At 61.7% G+C, this 15,324-nt stretch carries 14 protein-coding genes; 2 read left to right on the forward strand and 12 right to left on the reverse strand.

Annotated elements, in window-relative coordinates; all coding sequences use genetic code 11:
- Positions 1–125: 125 nt before the first annotated feature.
- A complete protein-coding gene (locus tag KGA82_RS15230) occupies positions 126–713 on the forward strand; it encodes a phage tail protein (RefSeq protein WP_223451046.1) in 588 nt (195 codons plus the stop codon).
- 54 nt (positions 714–767) lie between these two features.
- Positions 768–1,079, forward strand: a complete 312-nt coding sequence (locus KGA82_RS15235; RefSeq protein WP_223451048.1) for a DUF6916 family protein — start codon at positions 768–770, stop codon at positions 1,077–1,079.
- Positions 1,080–1,205: 126 nt separating this feature from the next.
- Here the strand turns inward: KGA82_RS15235 and KGA82_RS15240 are convergent, their stop codons facing one another.
- The 12 genes from KGA82_RS15240 to KGA82_RS15295 form a co-directional block, all read right to left on the reverse strand.
- The gene (locus tag KGA82_RS15240) at positions 1,206–1,703 is read right to left on the reverse strand and encodes a GNAT family N-acetyltransferase (protein WP_192226644.1); all 498 of its coding nucleotides are present in this window, start codon (positions 1,701–1,703) and stop codon (positions 1,206–1,208) included.
- Between the two features lie 11 nt (positions 1,704–1,714).
- A complete protein-coding gene (locus tag KGA82_RS15245; RefSeq protein WP_223451050.1) occupies positions 1,715–3,811 on the reverse strand; it encodes an efflux RND transporter periplasmic adaptor subunit in 2,097 nt (698 codons plus the stop codon).
- A complete protein-coding gene (locus tag KGA82_RS15250) occupies positions 3,812–5,131 on the reverse strand; it encodes an efflux RND transporter periplasmic adaptor subunit (protein WP_223451052.1) in 1,320 nt (439 codons plus the stop codon).
- On the reverse strand, positions 5,128–5,913 hold the full coding sequence (locus KGA82_RS15255; RefSeq protein ID WP_008039635.1) for an efflux RND transporter periplasmic adaptor subunit: 786 nt from the start codon (positions 5,911–5,913) through the stop codon (positions 5,128–5,130). The genes KGA82_RS15250 and KGA82_RS15255 overlap by 4 nt, the downstream gene beginning before the upstream one ends.
- A gap of 74 nt (positions 5,914–5,987) precedes the next feature.
- Entirely contained in the window at positions 5,988–7,571 is a 1,584-nt protein-coding gene (locus KGA82_RS15260) for an efflux transporter outer membrane subunit (RefSeq protein WP_223451054.1), read from the reverse strand.
- Positions 7,568–8,632 (reverse strand): HlyD family secretion protein, encoded by a 1,065-nt coding sequence (locus KGA82_RS15265; RefSeq protein ID WP_223451055.1) that lies wholly within the window; start codon positions 8,630–8,632, stop codon positions 7,568–7,570. The genes KGA82_RS15260 and KGA82_RS15265 overlap by 4 nt, the downstream gene beginning before the upstream one ends.
- Before the next feature lie 26 nt (positions 8,633–8,658).
- Positions 8,659–10,197, reverse strand: a complete 1,539-nt coding sequence (locus tag KGA82_RS15270; RefSeq protein ID WP_223451057.1) for an MFS transporter — start codon at positions 10,195–10,197, stop codon at positions 8,659–8,661.
- A gap of 212 nt (positions 10,198–10,409) precedes the next feature.
- Positions 10,410–11,336: a LysR family transcriptional regulator gene (locus KGA82_RS15275; protein ID WP_192226630.1), complete on the reverse strand. Its 927-nt coding sequence runs from the start codon at positions 11,334–11,336 to the stop codon at positions 10,410–10,412.
- A gap of 90 nt (positions 11,337–11,426) precedes the next feature.
- Positions 11,427–12,293, reverse strand: a complete 867-nt coding sequence (locus KGA82_RS15280) for an ABC transporter permease (RefSeq protein WP_207285547.1) — start codon at positions 12,291–12,293, stop codon at positions 11,427–11,429.
- 20 nt (positions 12,294–12,313) lie between these two features.
- On the reverse strand, positions 12,314–13,174 hold the full coding sequence (locus KGA82_RS15285; protein WP_008024500.1) for an ABC transporter ATP-binding protein: 861 nt from the start codon (positions 13,172–13,174) through the stop codon (positions 12,314–12,316).
- 5 nt (positions 13,175–13,179) lie between these two features.
- Positions 13,180–14,205, reverse strand: coding sequence for an ABC transporter substrate-binding protein (locus KGA82_RS15290; RefSeq protein WP_008024498.1), 1,026 nt, complete (start codon positions 14,203–14,205; stop codon positions 13,180–13,182).
- 18 nt (positions 14,206–14,223) lie between these two features.
- Positions 14,224–15,111, reverse strand: coding sequence for a TauD/TfdA dioxygenase family protein (locus KGA82_RS15295; RefSeq protein ID WP_223451059.1), 888 nt, complete (start codon positions 15,109–15,111; stop codon positions 14,224–14,226).
- Positions 15,112–15,324 lie beyond the last annotated feature (213 nt).

Raw genomic sequence — 15,324 nt, forward strand, 5'->3', positions numbered from 1 at the left:
CTACGCTCTGGTTTGGCGTGACTCAGCCAGGGAAATGAATGGAGTCGGCTGATCGCAACGATGGGGCCGGATGTCCGGACCACGCTTGTGGCGCGCCAGACAACTAACCTGAGGGATGAGGAACTATGGAAGTATTCATCGGCACTATCCAGCCTTTCGCCTTTAACTACGCGCCCAGCGGCTGGGCCTTGTGTAATGGCCAGACGCTCGCAATCCAGCAATACAACGCAATGTTCGCGCTGCTGGGCGTCAACTTCGGAGGCAATGGCGTCTCCAACTTCATGCTGCCCAACCTGCAAGGCCGAATGCCGGTGTGCATGGGTAACGGGCTGAACCTGACCCCACGCGTCATCGGCGAGTTCTCCGGGACCGAGAACGTCACCGCGACCATCACCAACCTGCCCAATCACACCCACGCCCTGTCCGGGCTGACGGCCACTACCACCCTGCAACTGGCCAGCCCGGCGAGCAACCCGGTCACCACCCCCACCGCGACCAACTCGTACATCGGCGCTTCCGGCGGCGGACCGGGCTCGGCGAGCATTTACTCCGATCAGCAAGGTGCGGTGGCCGTGCCGCTCAAGGGTGTGGCCACGACGGTCACCGGGGAAATCTCGTCCGCCGGCAACGGCCTGCCCATGGAAACGATGAACCCGTTCCTGGTGCTGAACTTCAGCATTGCCCTGGAAGGGCTGTTCCCTTCGCGCGGTTGAAATCCGGCCGGGGGATTCAAGGCCCCCGGTCACTTTCATTTTGGGAGTGACGCCATGCTGCAACAGGTTCAACACCAACACTTTCAGGCGCTTCTGGGAAAGACGGGGACGCTGCGGTTGCCGGATGGCAGTGAGCTGCCGATCCATTTCGACAGCCTTGAAGAATCACCCCGATCGCGGATGCCGAAAAGCGAACGCATGCCGTTCGTGGTCGAGTTCAACAGCCTGCAACCCACAGAGTTTGTAGATGGGTTGTGTGCGCTGGAATTACCGGATCTTGGCTACGTGGAGGATATTTTTGTCTCACGGGTGCCCGCCATGGGGCGTGATCCGGGCGTGGGCTATTTCTACATCGCATTCAACTGATTACATGGGGGCCAAATGTGGGAGCGAGACCGGCTTGCCGGCGAAGGGGCCTTCACACTCAACATCACTGCTGAATGATCCACCGCTATCGCGAGCAGGCTCGCTCCCACAGGGTCATGGTTGTATTCAGCCATTCGGATACCACACCAACCGCTCCGCCGCCGGATTACGCTCTTCAACCTGAAACCCCAGCGCCAGGTAATGCTGGCGCGCATGGGCATTGTTGGCCCAGACCACCGTGGCCACCGGGCAGCGAATCTGCTGCGCAGCTTTCTGCACCCCTTGCAGTACCGCCCGACCATAACCCTGGCCACGAGCCTGCGGGATGAACGCCAGGTACAGCACGCGGATTTCATTGGGACCAAAATCGGTGGTCAACGCGCCGATGGCCGTGTCGAGTTTTTCGATCACGTAGTGCATCGCGTTGGGGAAGTGCTCTCCCAGCCCTTGTTCCTGTACTTGGAATTGCTGGGCGACGACCTGCTCAACCACCTCTCGCTCGCCGTCGATCCATTGCAGATCCGGTCGTGCCGATTGATAAAGCCTGTGCAGAAAAGGACCATCGTTAACGCGCGACGGCCGCACCACCAAACCGTCGGCCACCACAGCATCCGTGTTCGCCATCGCTGCTCTCCCTAGAAACCGCTTTCCCTGACACCCAACGCGGCCATCCGCCGCCAGGCAACGCCCAGCAAAGACTCGCCGCTCCCCTGCAACACCACCACGCCACGCAAAGGTTGAAGCGGCGTCGGGGTGGCCTCGAGGGTGTTCAGCCGCGCGCCGTATTGTCCCTGTACCGGCTCGGCCCGCTGCGAGGCATCCCGGCGCACGGCAATCGGCCCGTGGTGATCGGAGGTCAATGCCTCCTGATCGACATAGGTCGCACCGTTGGTGTCGATTTCGGTCAATTGCACGGCGATCGCCGGGTGCATCGGATCATCGGCGATAAACCGTCCACTGGCGCCCGGTGCAACACGCCACAACTCAGCCTCGGCCAGATAACCACGCAGCCGTGCGCCGTCCTCCACTACCCGCGCCAACGGATCTTTGGGCGACAACCAGCGACCGGCGGACAACTGCGGCAACAGATCTCGCACCTTGCCCGCCTGCGGCGCCCGAATCAGCAGCCGCTCCCGTTGCGCAGCCAACCCACGGTACTCGGCCACGGCCTCCGCCAGGCGCTGCTCGACAATGCCCGCATCGGCGGCGGTTTCGCTGCGACTTGCCTGGCGGCGCATCTGCAATTGCTGGATCTGGATTTCGCGACGGACGATGGCCTGGCGCGAATCCAGATCCGGCGACACCAATTCGATCAGCACATCGCCCTGAGCCACCACCTGACCGTCACTGACGTTTACCTGCTTGACCCGCGCCGCCACCGGCGCATGCAAGGTACTGACGCGCCCGGCCTCGAGCATCGACGGCAGTTCCACGGCACTGCGCCAGGGCAGCGCCAGAAACAGTACAAGCGCGGCCAGCCCCAACGCACTCAACAACACCCGCGACACATGGGCGTGCTCACGCTGGCTCCACCACTCGCGCCACTCGCGCACGATGGGCAGAAAGATGAACCACACCAGCTCCACCAGCATCAGGAAAATCCCCAAGAGCTTGAAGAACAAGTGGTACACCGCCAGCGCAATCCCGAAAAACAGCACCGCGCGCCACAACCACGTTCCATAACCCCAGACCAGCAAACGCCGCCGCATCGTCGGCGACCAGGGTTCCGGAGCCGGGGCGCCGTAGCCGAACAAGGTCTCACGCAGATGCCAGCGGCACAGGGCAAAGGCTCGCCCTTGCAGGTTCTCCACGTCCCAGAAATCACTGAGCAGAAAGTAGCCGTCGAACCGCATGAACGGATTGAGGTTGATCACCAGCGTAGTAATCCAGGTGGCACTGGCGAGCATGAACGCCGCCGTGCGCGCCGGTCCGTCGGGCAACAGCGACCAGGCGAGCAGCGCGATGCTCGCCAGCAGCAGTTCGGCCAACACGCCACCGGCCCCGATCAGCAATCGGGCACGTCGATCATTGACCCGCCAGGCATCGCTGACATCGGTGTAAAACATCGGCAGCAGCACCATGAACGCCACACCCATGCTTTGCACCCGACAGCCCGCGCGCTTGGCCATGAACGCGTGGCCGAATTCGTGGCACAGCTTGGCAAAGAACAACGCCACGCCGAAGGCCAGCGCGCCACCCAGGCTGAACAAATGGGGGAAAGTCGCGATGAATCGCTGCCAATCCCGGGACACCAGAAATACCCCCAGGATCAGTGTTGCCGGCAATCCGAAGCGCAGCGTTTGCGGACCGAATCGCGACAGCCAGGGCCAGGCGCGATTGAGAAAGGCGTCCGGCCGCCAAAGAGGAATCCGGAAAAACAGGTACTGATGCAACAAGACCTGCCACCACGACTGATGCTGGGCGGCGGCTTTCAAGTTGTAACTTTCACGCTGCTGCGGGTCGAGGGCGCTGATCAGATCGTGGCTGCGCAGAAAGCTCAGCAGTTGCTCCAGATCGCTGCCGGCCAACGGCAAACCCGGCTCGCGATTGGCGGCGTGCAGTATTTTTTCGGGATCGCCCAGAGACCAATGTCGCAACAAGCGCATCGCCGCCACCCCGAGTTTGAAATAGCGACCGCGCACCGGGTCGGCCAACGTCCAGCGCGGCGAGCCATCCAGCGCCGGTGAAGCGGGCGTCAATTGCAAATCCGCGCGCAGGCTCGGCAGGCTCATCTACAGGCCCACACTCTGGCGCAAACCGGCCAGTGGTTTACGTAACAGGTACAGCGCCAGGGGCGCGCGATCGCCGAAGATTTTCGCCGTCCCTCGCAAGCCGATGCGCGGCGGCGCCTGATCGAAACTGGCATCGAGCCGATAGGCCAACTGCCCGCCGGCGGTGGGTTGTGCTTCGTATGCGGCGCGCTCGAGCCGGGCCGAATGCCGTTGCAACGGATCACTGTCGAGGAACAGTGCGACTTGCGCACCCGGATCCAGGGAAATCGCATCGCTCACCGCCAGCTCGATACGCAGTTCGGCCTGGCTCGGGTCGGCGATTTCCATCAGCCGCTCGCCGGTCTGCACCGGTTTGCCGGTCCAGCGCTCAGCGTCGGCGAACACCGCGATACCGTCGCGCTCGGCCCGCACTTCGCTGCGTTTGAGCAATTCACGGGCGTAGTCCCGTTCTGCGCGTTTTTGCTCGACGCGCGCCGCCAGAAGATCAATCTTCGAACTGGACTCGGCATCGGCAAACGAGCGCTGGGAATTGGCTTTCAATTCAGCTTCGGCAACGCCCAACGCGCGTTCGGCCACGTCAGCCTGAGCCTTGAGGGTGGTGCCTTCGAAGCGCAGCAATGGGTCGCCGGTTTTCACCGTCTGGTTGGGTTTGACCAGGAATTCGGCGATCACGCCGTCCAGCGGCGCAGCCACGACGCGCCCACCCAATGGCACTACTTCGGCCGGCGCCAGCACCGATTGGCGCACCGGGATCAACATTCCGAGCACCAGCAGCACGATCAACGCGACCTGACGTTTTCGGGTCCAGCGCAATCGCCAGGGCTTGTGCGGTTGCAGCGCCAGCCAGGCGTGACTGTAAGTGTCGCCGAGTTGCGACAGCAGCACTTGTTCCGCCGGGTTCCACGGTAAATCCCGGGCCAGCCACAGTCCGCCGAACACTTCGCTTTGGTGATCGATCAGCGGCAGCCAGAACACCTGGGCGGCGGACAGACTTTGCCAGTCCGCCTGAATCGATTCGCTGAGCAGATCGGGCGCAATCACCCGCGCCTGCTTCAGCACATCACGCTTGAACAACTGCGCCACGGCCTGCTCGACGAACGCCACGAACGGCGCGTTCGGGTCGACGGTGCTCACGCCCGTCACCGCGTGCACCTTGCCGGCAATCAATAACGCGGCATGACGAAAGCCGAACAACCCCTGAGCGTCATTGACCAGGCTGTAGGCCAGTTGCGACGGAGTGCGTGCGGCGCGGGTCTGGCGTTCAAGATCGAGAAAGCGGGCGAAGACCTGTTCCGCGCCGCCGCTGACCGGAGCGTTCACTTGAGCTCCGCGAAACGCGCCGTGCCGCTCATGCCGGCCAACAAACCAGAGGCGTTGGGCAACGTCGCGACCAACAGCAAGGTCTGACTGCCCTCGTCAATTCGCGCCCCCAGTCGTTTGACCGTGGCATCCAGTGGCCGGCCGGTTTCATCGGGGACAAAACTGAACGTCTGGCCGGGCTTGAGTTTGCCCATCCAGCGCGACGGCACCAACAAATGGATTTCCAGGGTGCGGTTGTCGACCACATCGAGCAACGGCGCGCCGGCGGCAACGCTTTCAAAACGCTGAACCTTGCGCTCCACCACCTGGCCATCAAACGGCGCAACCACGCTGCAGCGTTTGACCTGAACCTGATACACCTGAGATTGCGCCTGCGTCTCGCTGAGCCTGGCCTCGGCCCGCGCCACTTCGAAGCGCCCGACCGAATTCAACGCCGCCAGTTGTTTGTTGTGAGCCAACTCCTCACCGGCCCCACGGCTCGCAGCCTGCGCCGCATTGAGCTGCGCCTGATAAGCCGAACAATCGAAACGCGCCAGCGTATCGCCCTTCTTGAACGACTCGCCCTCACTGAACGGCAACTCGACAATCCGCCCGGACAACTCACTGGCAAGCATCGCCTGATCCCTGGCCCGCAACACACCACGGGCCTCGGTACTGGCTGCCGAACCGCTGCTGCCGACGGTGCTGCTGTCCAGCAGCGGATCATCTGGCACGGGCGTTTGCGCCTGAGCGGTACACGTTAAAATGGTCAATCCGATAACCCACACACGAACTCGTCGCATAACCGTAACTCCCTGACGGATGAGCGGAGTCTATGACAGCGTGGGTGAGCGTCAAGTGGGTGGGCTTGATTGGACTAACGCAGCACCGTTTCCATTACTGGATACACCGACTCCCATCCCCCACCCAACGCCTTGTACAACCCGACCATCGCCAGCGACACCCCGGTCGAACTTTCGACCCATTGCTGCTGAGTTGCCAGTAATTCACCTTGCACAGTGAGGACGTTGACGAAATCCACCACGCCTTCCATGTACTGCTGTTGCGCGGTGCGCAGGGCGATCTGGTTTTGGCGTACGGCTTCGGCGAGGCTGTCGCGACGCAGTTGGCTGGCGTTGTAGGTGGTCAGTTGATCGTCGATTTCGTGCCAGGCGCGCAGCACGGTTTGCTGGTACGCGATGGCGGCTTCCTGTTGTTGCGCTTCACGCAAATTCAGCACACCGCGCAGGCGACCGCCGTCGAACAGCGGCAAGCTGAATTGCGGGCCGATGCCGAAAGTACGCGAACCCCATGAGCCGAAGTCACTCAGTTGCATGGCCTGCGAACCGAGGTTGCCCGACAGGGTGATGCGCGGATAAAAATCGCCCTTGGCCACGCCAATGTTTGCGGTGGCGGCATGCAAGCGGGCTTCGGCCTGGCGGATGTCCGGGCGGCGCTCGGCCAGTTGCGACGGCAGGCCGATGGCGACCTGACGCGGGGTTTGTGGCACCGGCGCGTCTGTGGATAACTCGGCGTGCAGCGCTTGCGGCGGCTCGCCCATCAACAGACTCAGCGCGTTGATCAGTTGCGACTGGCGCTGCTCCAGTGCCGGCAAGCGCGATTCGATGGCTGCGACTTGCGCGGCGGCTTCGGCGACATCCAGGTCGGTGGCGACACCGTCGGCCAGGCGCAGTTGCGACAGCTTCAGGCTGTGGCGGGCGACGTCGAGGTTCTGCTCGGTGACGGCTCGTGTGCTTTGCACGCCGCGCAGTTGAATGTAGTCCTGGGCGGTTTCGGCGAGCACCGACAGCAGCACGCCGCGCTGGTCGTTTTCCGCGACTTCAAGGGTGGCGTCAGCCGCTTCGGTTTCGCGTCGCACACGCCCCCAGAAATCCAGTTCCCAGGAGGCCGAGAAACCTGCGTCCCACAGGTTGAACGCCGAGTCACCGTGGTGCCCCGACGGATCGCTCAGGCCTTCACCGCTGTTGCGTTTGCGCCCGTAGCTGCCGGTGGCGGCGGTGTTGGGATAGCGTTCGGCGGTGATCACCTGCCGCGCAGCGCGGCTTTGCTGCAAACGGCTGCTGGCGAGTTTCAGGTCGAGGTTGTCGGTCAGAGCGCGTTGGGTCAGGGCCGAGAGTTTCGGGTCCTGGAAAACTTCCCACCAGCGTTCGTCCATGTCAGCGGTTATCACTTCACTGGCGGCGGCTTTCGATGGTTTCGACCATTCGGCAACTTGCCGGGCTTGAGGCTTCTGGAAATCAGGGCCGACGGTGCAGGCGGTGAGGCTCATGACGAGCAAGGTACAAATACTGTGTCGAAGCAGATGGCCTCTTCGCGAGCAGGCTCGCTCCCACAAGGGGTCTTCTTTTGTGCTGAGAATGTGGCCGTTGCGCAGATCCCCCTGTGGGAGCGAGACCGGCTTGCCGGCGATGAGGCCAGCCCGGCCGACGAAGATTCTCATCGTTGAGCAACCTCATGCTTGCCAGTTTCAGCCGTATCAATACTCGCCTCCACCGACATCCCCACCCGCAACCGCTCAGCCAATGGCTGCCCCGGATCGAGGACGATTTTCACTGGTATCCGCTGCACAACCTTGGTGAAATTGCCGGTCGCGTTGTCCGGTTTGATCGACGCGAAAGTCACCCCGGTGGCCGGCGCAATGCTCTCGACACGACCACGCAACGCTTCGCCGCCAAGGCTGTCGACGCGCACCTGCACACCCTGCCCCGGCTGCACCTCGGTCAGTTGGGTTTCCTGGAAATTGGCGACCACATACGCTTGCGCCAGCGGCACCACGGCCAGCAGCTTGCTGCCCGGCGTGACATACGCACCGACACGCACTGCACGCTCGCCCACCATGCCGTCCTGCGGCGCGACGATGCGCGTATAGGACAGCTCGTAGCTGGCCATTTCCAGGGCCGCTAGCGCCCGTTTCAATCCACCGTCGGCGGCGTCACGCTGGGCGGTGAGGATCTCCACTTGCTTGCGCTCCGCCGACAGCACCGCTGTGGCATTGACTAACCGGGCACTGGCTTGATCAATACGCGTACGTGCTTGCTGAGCATTCTGAACCGTACCCGCGCCAACGCCGGCAAGGTGGTTGTAGCGGTTCAATTCATGCTCGGCGAACGCCATCTCAGCCTTCGCCGACACCACCGTGGCTTGCGCCTGCGCAATCACTGACGTCTGGCGCTCAAGGGTCGCCCGAGCGTTTTGCAGTTGCGCCCGCGCCACCAGCGTTTCGGCGTCGGCGGCTTGAGCGGCAGCGCGCAGGTCGCGGTCATCGATCAGCGCCAGCAACTGCCCGGCCTTGACCTGCTGATTGTCTTCCACCAGCACTTCCTTGATGAACCCGGCGACGCGGGGCACGACCAACGTGAAGTCGGCAGAGACAAAGGCGTCATTGGTGTTCTGTTGCGTGCGCTTGCCAAAAACTCCCGGCGCCAGCAGATACACCAGCACGCCGACCGCCACCACGGAGGCCATTGCGGCGGCGATTTTTTGCTTGGATTGAGTCGTCATAAAAACCTTCTGTTTCAATGAAGCATTCATGTCGGCGCACGCGGCGGATAGATCCGCGTCGGCAGCCAGAAAATCAACAGGATCAGCGCCAAAGCGACGCCGCCCATGCACAGATAAAGGTCCGAGGCGGTCAGCACCACGGCTTGCTCATGCAGCCGGTGGGCAAGGCCCGCGCTGTCGCTGTCGGCCAACGGCGAGTTGCCGAGACGGTCCACCAGCATGGTCGAATGAAAATGCAGCCGCGATGTGGTCAGCGCGTCGATTACGCCAGTCGCGATCACCGCCGACAGGCCTTTGACGGTGTTGAACCAGGCCGAAGCGAACGGCCCTTCCATCGGGCTGATACTGCCGGTCGAGAGCATCAACAGCGGCAACACCGCCATCGGTTGACCGAAGATTTGCAGCAGTTGCAGCACGTAGAAATCGTCGCGAATCCACGCCGATGTCAGTTGCGAGCCGCCGATACACGACAGCGCCAGCATGCTCAGGCCGATCCCCAACACCCAGCGGCAATCCACCCGGCGCAGGTTGCACAGCGCCGCCACCAACGGCAGCGCAAGCAACTGTGGCAGCGCCGCCAGCAACATGACCGGTGCGGTCTGCACCGGGCGATAACCCTGGACCTGCGCGAGGTAACTGGACGGAATGATGATCACCGCCAGCAAAATCACCAGCACACCGGCCAGGGTCAGCAAGGCGAACGACAGGTTGCGGATGCCGAGCATCTGCATCTTGAAAAAAGGCGTCGGCTGCGACCATTCGTTGATCAGGAACAGCACCAGCAACACCAGCCCGCCGCCGAGCAATCCGCAGATCAGGGTCGATTCGAACCAGTCCAGCCGATTGCCCTGCAGGATGCCGATCACCAGCATGCAGATCGCCGGAAAACCCAGCAGCAATCCGCGCCAGTTGAACTGCTTGAAACGCTCAAGGCGCAGCGGATCCTGGGGCAAGCCGTAGGCTACCGCCGCCATGGCGAGCAGGCACGGCGCGATGATTTGCCAGAACGTCCACTGCCAGCCGACATGCTCGGTCCACAACCCGGCCAGTGGCGTGCCGAGCCCCGGACCGAAGGTGGCCGTGAGGGCATACCCGGCAAGACCGTAGAGCTTCACGTTGGCCGGTAAAAAACGCAGGGCGACGGTCATCAACATCGGCGGCAAGGCACCACCCGCCAGGCCTTGCAAGGTGCGCATGAGCAGCAGGCTTTCGTAGTTCGGGGCGAACGGACACAGCACGCCCAACAACGTGAACACGCTGATCGCGCAGAGGGTGAAGCGCCGCAACGAGAACGTCACCGAGCACCACGGCGCGAACGCCATCGCGGCCACCGAGGTCGCGGTGTAACTGGCGACCAGCCAGGTACCTTCGTCATAGCCGATGGCCAATGCGCCGCGAATATCGGCGAGGGCGACCTTGGTCACCATCTCGTTGAGGCCCGACACCAGCACCGCCAGCAAAACACCCACCAGACCAATGATGATTCGCGGACCGAAGACAGGTGGCGTCACGGCGACCGTTGGACTGGCCACGACGAGAGGTGCCGGGGCCGTGAGGGAAGTCATTACTGCAAGCTCCGGGATGTGAATGTCGGAGCATTTTAAGAAGCGCGAGACCTGACGAAAATCAACTTATTGGCAGGTTATAAGTGCGCCCCACGCAGCAATACAAAACCCCTGTAGGAGCCGGCTTGCTGGCGATAGCGGTGTATCAGTCGATGAAAATGTTGAATGAAAAATCGCTATCGCCAGCAAGCCGGCTCCTACAGGGCCCGTGTTCAGTCTGACGTGGGTTGTGCGGCCAGCCATGTCGCATCGCAACACGCCTTGAGGGTTTCACGCATCCAGCGATGCGCCGGGTCTTTGTCAAAACGCGGGTGCCAGGCCTGGGTCAGCATGAGGGTCGGCAACGGGATCGGCAGGGTGAACGAGCGCAATTTCAAGCCCAGCCGCCGCACGCTCAGCAGCGCTTCCTTGGGCACCGGCAGAATCAGATCGGAATCAGGCAAGGCAAACATCGCCGCATGGAAACTCGGCGCGATCACCGCCACTCGCCGCTCCAGGCCCAAAGCATTGAGCGCGGTATCGATCGGGCCGCGAGCAATCCCGCGCCGGGACATACTGATGTGAGAAAACCCGGCAAAACGCTCGGCGGTGATTTCTTCGTCGAACAGCGGATGGTCTTCGCGCACCAGGCCGACAAAATGGGTGGAGAACAGGTTCTGGACCTTCACTTCCGGCATCAGCGGCCGATTGTTGCTGACGCTCAGATCGATGCGCCCTTCACGCAACGCTTCGTCATCCCCATCGCCCTCCGGAACGAAGCGCAATTCGCAGTGCGGCGCCTGACGCTCCATGGTGTCGAACAGCTTGCCGCCGTAGACACCGACAAAGAAATCGTTGGCGCGAATGCTGAAGCGTCGGCGCAAACTGCCCAGCTCCACGTCATCGGCGGAACGGAACAGCAACGCGGCCTGTTCGACCACCTCCCGCACCTGTTCGCGCAACGCCAATGCCTTGGGCGTGGGCACCAGACCGCGGCCGGCACGCACCAGAATCGGATCGCCGATGGCTTCGCGGATTCGTGTGAGCGTGCGGCTCATGGCCGCCGGGCTGAGGTTCATGCGGCGCGCGGCGCCCACCACACTGCCTTCGTCGAGCAAGGCGTCGAGGGCGACCAGAAGATTCATGTCCGGGAGTTGCATGCTGAGCACTCTTGCCTGATCTGGATTGATTCAGACGCAATGCTAGCAAACATCCCCTGATTGATGGGGCCCGTACAGACACCACAGAACTTAACGCTGCATCCCCCAACGCTTCACCGTCACCCGCTCCAGCGAATCAAACACCAGGTTCTCCACCAGCAACCCGATCAAAATCACCACCGCCAACCCGGCAAACACCTTGTCGGTGTACAGCTCATTGCGATTCTGAAAGATGTACCAGCCCAAACCGCCCTTGCCGCTGGTGGCACCAAACACCAACTCAGCGGCGATCAGCGTGCGCCAGGCAAAGGCCCAACCGATTTTCAGCCCGGCGAGAATCGACGGCAGCGCCGCCGGAATCAGGATGAACAACACGAAACGCATGCCCTTCAAACCGTAATTTCGCCCGGCCATGCGCAAGGTTTCCGAGACACCCAGGAACCCCGCATAGGTGTTCAACGCCAACGCCCAGAGCACCGAATGCACCAGCACGAAAATCAGGCTGTTCTGCCCCAACCCAAACCACAGCAGCGCCAGCGGCAGCAGCGCAATGGCCGGTAGCGGGTTGAACATCGAGGTCAGCGTACTCAGCAGATCGCGACCGAACTGCGTCGACACCGCCAAGGTGGTCAGGGCAAACGCCAGGACGATGCCGATCAAATACCCCTTCAGCAACACCACCAGCGAAATCCACACCTTGCCTAGCAATTCGCCGCTGAGCAGGCCGTCATACAGCGCAACGGCGGTTTGCAGAAAACTCGGCAGCAGCAGGTCGTTGTTCTGAATGCGCGCAACCACCTCCCACAGCACCGCGAGCAAAATCAGGATCAGGCTTTTGCGAATCCAGCCCTGTTGCCACAGGCGTTGACCCAGGGGCAACTCACGCTCCAGCGGGACGCTGGTCAGCGGCTGTAAAACGGTTTCGAACTCTTCACGCGCAGATGATAACTGGCTCATCGGGCACTCCTCTCAATGGCTCAGTAAGCGATGCGAATGTCGGAAAAATCCAGCTCGCGTTCGGTTTCCGGTGACTGGCCTTCATCGAACAACAACCGATGAATCCGCCGCGCCGACTCCTGAAACGCCACGCCGCCAAGACTGTGCAAATCGTACTGATGGCTGTGGACTTCCGCCCGTACCCGACCGGGATGCGGCGACAGCAGCAGGATGCGATTGCCCACCACCAGCGCTTCTTCGATGGAGTGCGTGACGAACAGCAACGTGAAACGCACCTCTTCCCACAGCAGCAACAATTCTTCCTGCATCTTGCGACGCGTGAGGGCGTCGAGGGCGGCGAAGGGTTCGTCCATCAGGAGGATTTTCGGCTGCATCGCCAATGCCCGCGCGATGGCAACGCGAGCCTTCATGCCGCCAGACAAGGTGTGCGGATAAGCATCGGCAAACGCCGCCAGCCCGACCTTGTCCAGATAGTGCAGCGCCCGTTCTTCGGCCTCTTGGCGCTTGAGGGTTTTCGACGCCAGCAGCGGAAACATCACGTTCTGTTTGACGGTTTTCCATGGCGGCAGCTGATCGAATTCCTGGAACACCACGATCCGGTCGGGCCCCGGTGCATGGACGGTTTGCCCTTGCAGGCGAATTTCGCCTTCAACGGGCTGGATGAACCCGGCAACCGCCTTGAGCAATGTGGATTTGCCGCAACCGGAAGGACCGAGCAGAACAAAGCGGTCCGCCGGGTCGATTTCAAAACTGACTTGGTGGGTCGCTCGAACCACACGCTGCGGCGTGCGGTATTCGAGGCTGACGTTGTCGACCGACAGCAGCGCCTGGGCTGCGACGTTCGGTTTGCTGACCGTGTGGCCTTGCAAAGGGGCGTTCATGTCGGTCAGCTCCCTTGCAGCGGTTTGGTGTCCTGGAAGAAGTAATCCTTCCATGAATCCGGTTTGTTTTTGATCGCGCCGACGCGGTAGAGGAACTCGGCCAGTGGGTAGGTATTTTTCGGCGTGACACTGAATTCGAACTGCGGGTTATCGATGATTTTCAGCAGCGCGGCGCGATCGATTTTCGCCTTGGTCACGCGGATGTAGGTATCGGCGGCGGCGCCTTTATCGTTCTGGGCAAATTGCGCCGCTTCGGTCAGCGCCTCGACGAACGCCTTATAGGTTTTCGGGTTCTCGTTGCGGAATTTCTCGGTGGCGAACAGCACCGTCGGCGAGTTCGGGCCGAGCAGGTCATAGGTGTTCAACACCACATGGACGTTGGGGTTGGCCAGCGCCTGATCCTGGAATGGCGGGTTGGAGAAATGCCCGGTCAACTCGGTGCCGCCGGCAATCAGCGCGGCCGTGGCGTCCGGGTGCGGAACGGCGATGGTGTACTTGTCGAGGCGATTGAATTCCTTGTCGCCCCATTGCTTGGCGGCCGCGTATTGCAGGAAGCGTGACTGCACCGACACGCCCACGGCCGGCACCGCGATGCGGTCCTTCTCGGTGAAGTCGGCGATGGTTTTGACCTTCGGATTGTTGCTCACCAAGTAGTACGGGAAGTTGCCGAGAGAAGCCACGGCTTTGACGTTCTGCTTGCCGTGGGTGCGGTCCCAGATGGTCAGCAGCGGACCGACGCCGGCACCGGCGATATCAATCGAACCGGAAAGCAACGCATCGTTGACCGCCGCGCCGCCGGACAGCTGAGTCCAGTCGACCTTGATGTCGATGCCTTCCTGCTTGCCGTACTTCTCGATCAGGTTCTGATCGCGCACCACGTTGAGCAACAGGTAAACGATGCCGAACTGTTCGGCGATGCGGATTTCACCTTCGGCGTGAGCCACGGTCGGCGCCACCAGGCTGCCGGCGATCAGGCTGAAACCCAGGCCGATGGCCGCAGCCAGCGGTGCAAAGGGAAGACGTTTGGACATGATTCAATCTCCGACAAATCAGAAAGGCGCGTCGCCCTGAATGGTGGTGCGATACAACTTGCGGCGCAGATGGCTGGGGCATCCGGCGGCGAGGTGGATCAGCGAACGGTTGTCCCAGAACACCAGGTCATGGGGCTGCCACTGATGGCGGTAAATGTTGTGCGGCAGCACGCTGTGGGCGTAGAGCTCGTCGAGCAGTTGCTTGCTCTCGTCGTCCGGCAAACCAACGATGCGGGTGGTGAAACCCTCGCTGACGAACAACGCCTTGCGACCGTTTTCCGGGTGCGTGCGCACGATGGGGTGGACGACTTCGGCAACCTGGGCCAGTTGCTCCGGCGTCAGGGTCGGACGCCAGTTGCCTTCGAATTTGGTCTCGCTGTAGCGCGCCGTGTACGAGTGCGCCGCCGAGCGACCTTCGACCGCTTTGCGCAACGCTTCAGGCAGGTTGTCCCAGGCTTTGTGCATGTCGGCGAACAAGGTGTCGCCGCCCTCGGACGGCAATTCCTGGGCGTGCAGCATCGAGCCCAGGCTCGGCAATTCTTTATAGGACAGGTCGGAGTGCCAGAACTTGCCGGCGTCACCGAGGCCGATGGATTGGCCGTTTTCGATGATGTTGGAAACGATGAGGATTTCCGGGTGCCCGGTCAGCAAGAACTGCTTGAGCACGTGGATCTGCAACACGCCAAAACGGCGGCTGAAGTCGATGTGCTGTTCGGGAGTAATGCGTTGTTCGCGGAACACCACGACGTGATGATCCAGGTGCGCGCGATGGATGCGGGCGAAGTCCTGATCATTGATCGGACGGGACAGGTCCAGGCCGATGATTTCGGCTCCGACGGCACCGCTGAACGGGCGAATCTCGAAGGTTTGCGGTGCGATGCTTTGAGTTGCAGAGACGACAGACATAAATCACTCCCACGCACGGCACGCTCAAAGGCGCGCGCGTCGATCAGAAACTCACGGAGGTCCCGTGTTGGTTCGTTTCGTGCGGCGCGCCGATTGGTCGGCAGGTACGCAGGTGAGTGACTTTATAGATATAAGAATTGAAATTTAAATACCGTTAGCGAATAACGATATGGCTTTTGAATTGTGTTGTCTGTCAGGCAGCCTTCGCGAGCA

This window comes from Pseudomonas sp. BF-RE-22, assembly GCF_019956155.1.
Classification (GTDB): domain Bacteria; phylum Pseudomonadota; class Gammaproteobacteria; order Pseudomonadales; family Pseudomonadaceae; genus Aquipseudomonas; species Aquipseudomonas migulae.

Bases quoted from the DNA above. Each gene is read 5' to 3' on its own strand.
- KGA82_RS15235 (WP_223451048.1), top strand. From the start codon at position 768: ATGCTGCAACAGGTTCAACACCAACACTTTCAGGCGCTTCTGGGAAAG.
- KGA82_RS15245 (WP_223451050.1), bottom strand. From the start codon at position 3,811: ATGAGCCTGCCGAGCCTGCGCGCGGATTTGCAATTGACGCCCGCTTCA.
- KGA82_RS15270 (WP_223451057.1), bottom strand. From the start codon at position 10,197: ATGACTTCCCTCACGGCCCCGGCACCTCTCGTCGTGGCCAGTCCAACG.
- KGA82_RS15285 (WP_008024500.1), bottom strand. From the start codon at position 13,174: ATGAACGCCCCTTTGCAAGGCCACACGGTCAGCAAACCGAACGTCGCA.
- KGA82_RS15265 (WP_223451055.1), bottom strand. From the start codon at position 8,632: ATGACGACTCAATCCAAGCAAAAAATCGCCGCCGCAATGGCCTCCGTG.
- KGA82_RS15290 (WP_008024498.1), bottom strand. From the start codon at position 14,205: ATGTCCAAACGTCTTCCCTTTGCACCGCTGGCTGCGGCCATCGGCCTG.
- KGA82_RS15280 (WP_207285547.1), bottom strand. From the start codon at position 12,293: ATGAGCCAGTTATCATCTGCGCGTGAAGAGTTCGAAACCGTTTTACAG.
- KGA82_RS15275 (WP_192226630.1), bottom strand. From the start codon at position 11,336: ATGCAACTCCCGGACATGAATCTTCTGGTCGCCCTCGACGCCTTGCTC.
- KGA82_RS15295 (WP_223451059.1), bottom strand. From the start codon at position 15,111: ATGTCTGTCGTCTCTGCAACTCAAAGCATCGCACCGCAAACCTTCGAG.
- KGA82_RS15230 (WP_223451046.1), top strand. From the start codon at position 126: ATGGAAGTATTCATCGGCACTATCCAGCCTTTCGCCTTTAACTACGCG.
- KGA82_RS15255 (WP_008039635.1), bottom strand. From the start codon at position 5,913: ATGCGACGAGTTCGTGTGTGGGTTATCGGATTGACCATTTTAACGTGT.
- KGA82_RS15240 (WP_192226644.1), bottom strand. From the start codon at position 1,703: ATGGCGAACACGGATGCTGTGGTGGCCGACGGTTTGGTGGTGCGGCCG.
- KGA82_RS15260 (WP_223451054.1), bottom strand. From the start codon at position 7,571: ATGAGAATCTTCGTCGGCCGGGCTGGCCTCATCGCCGGCAAGCCGGTC.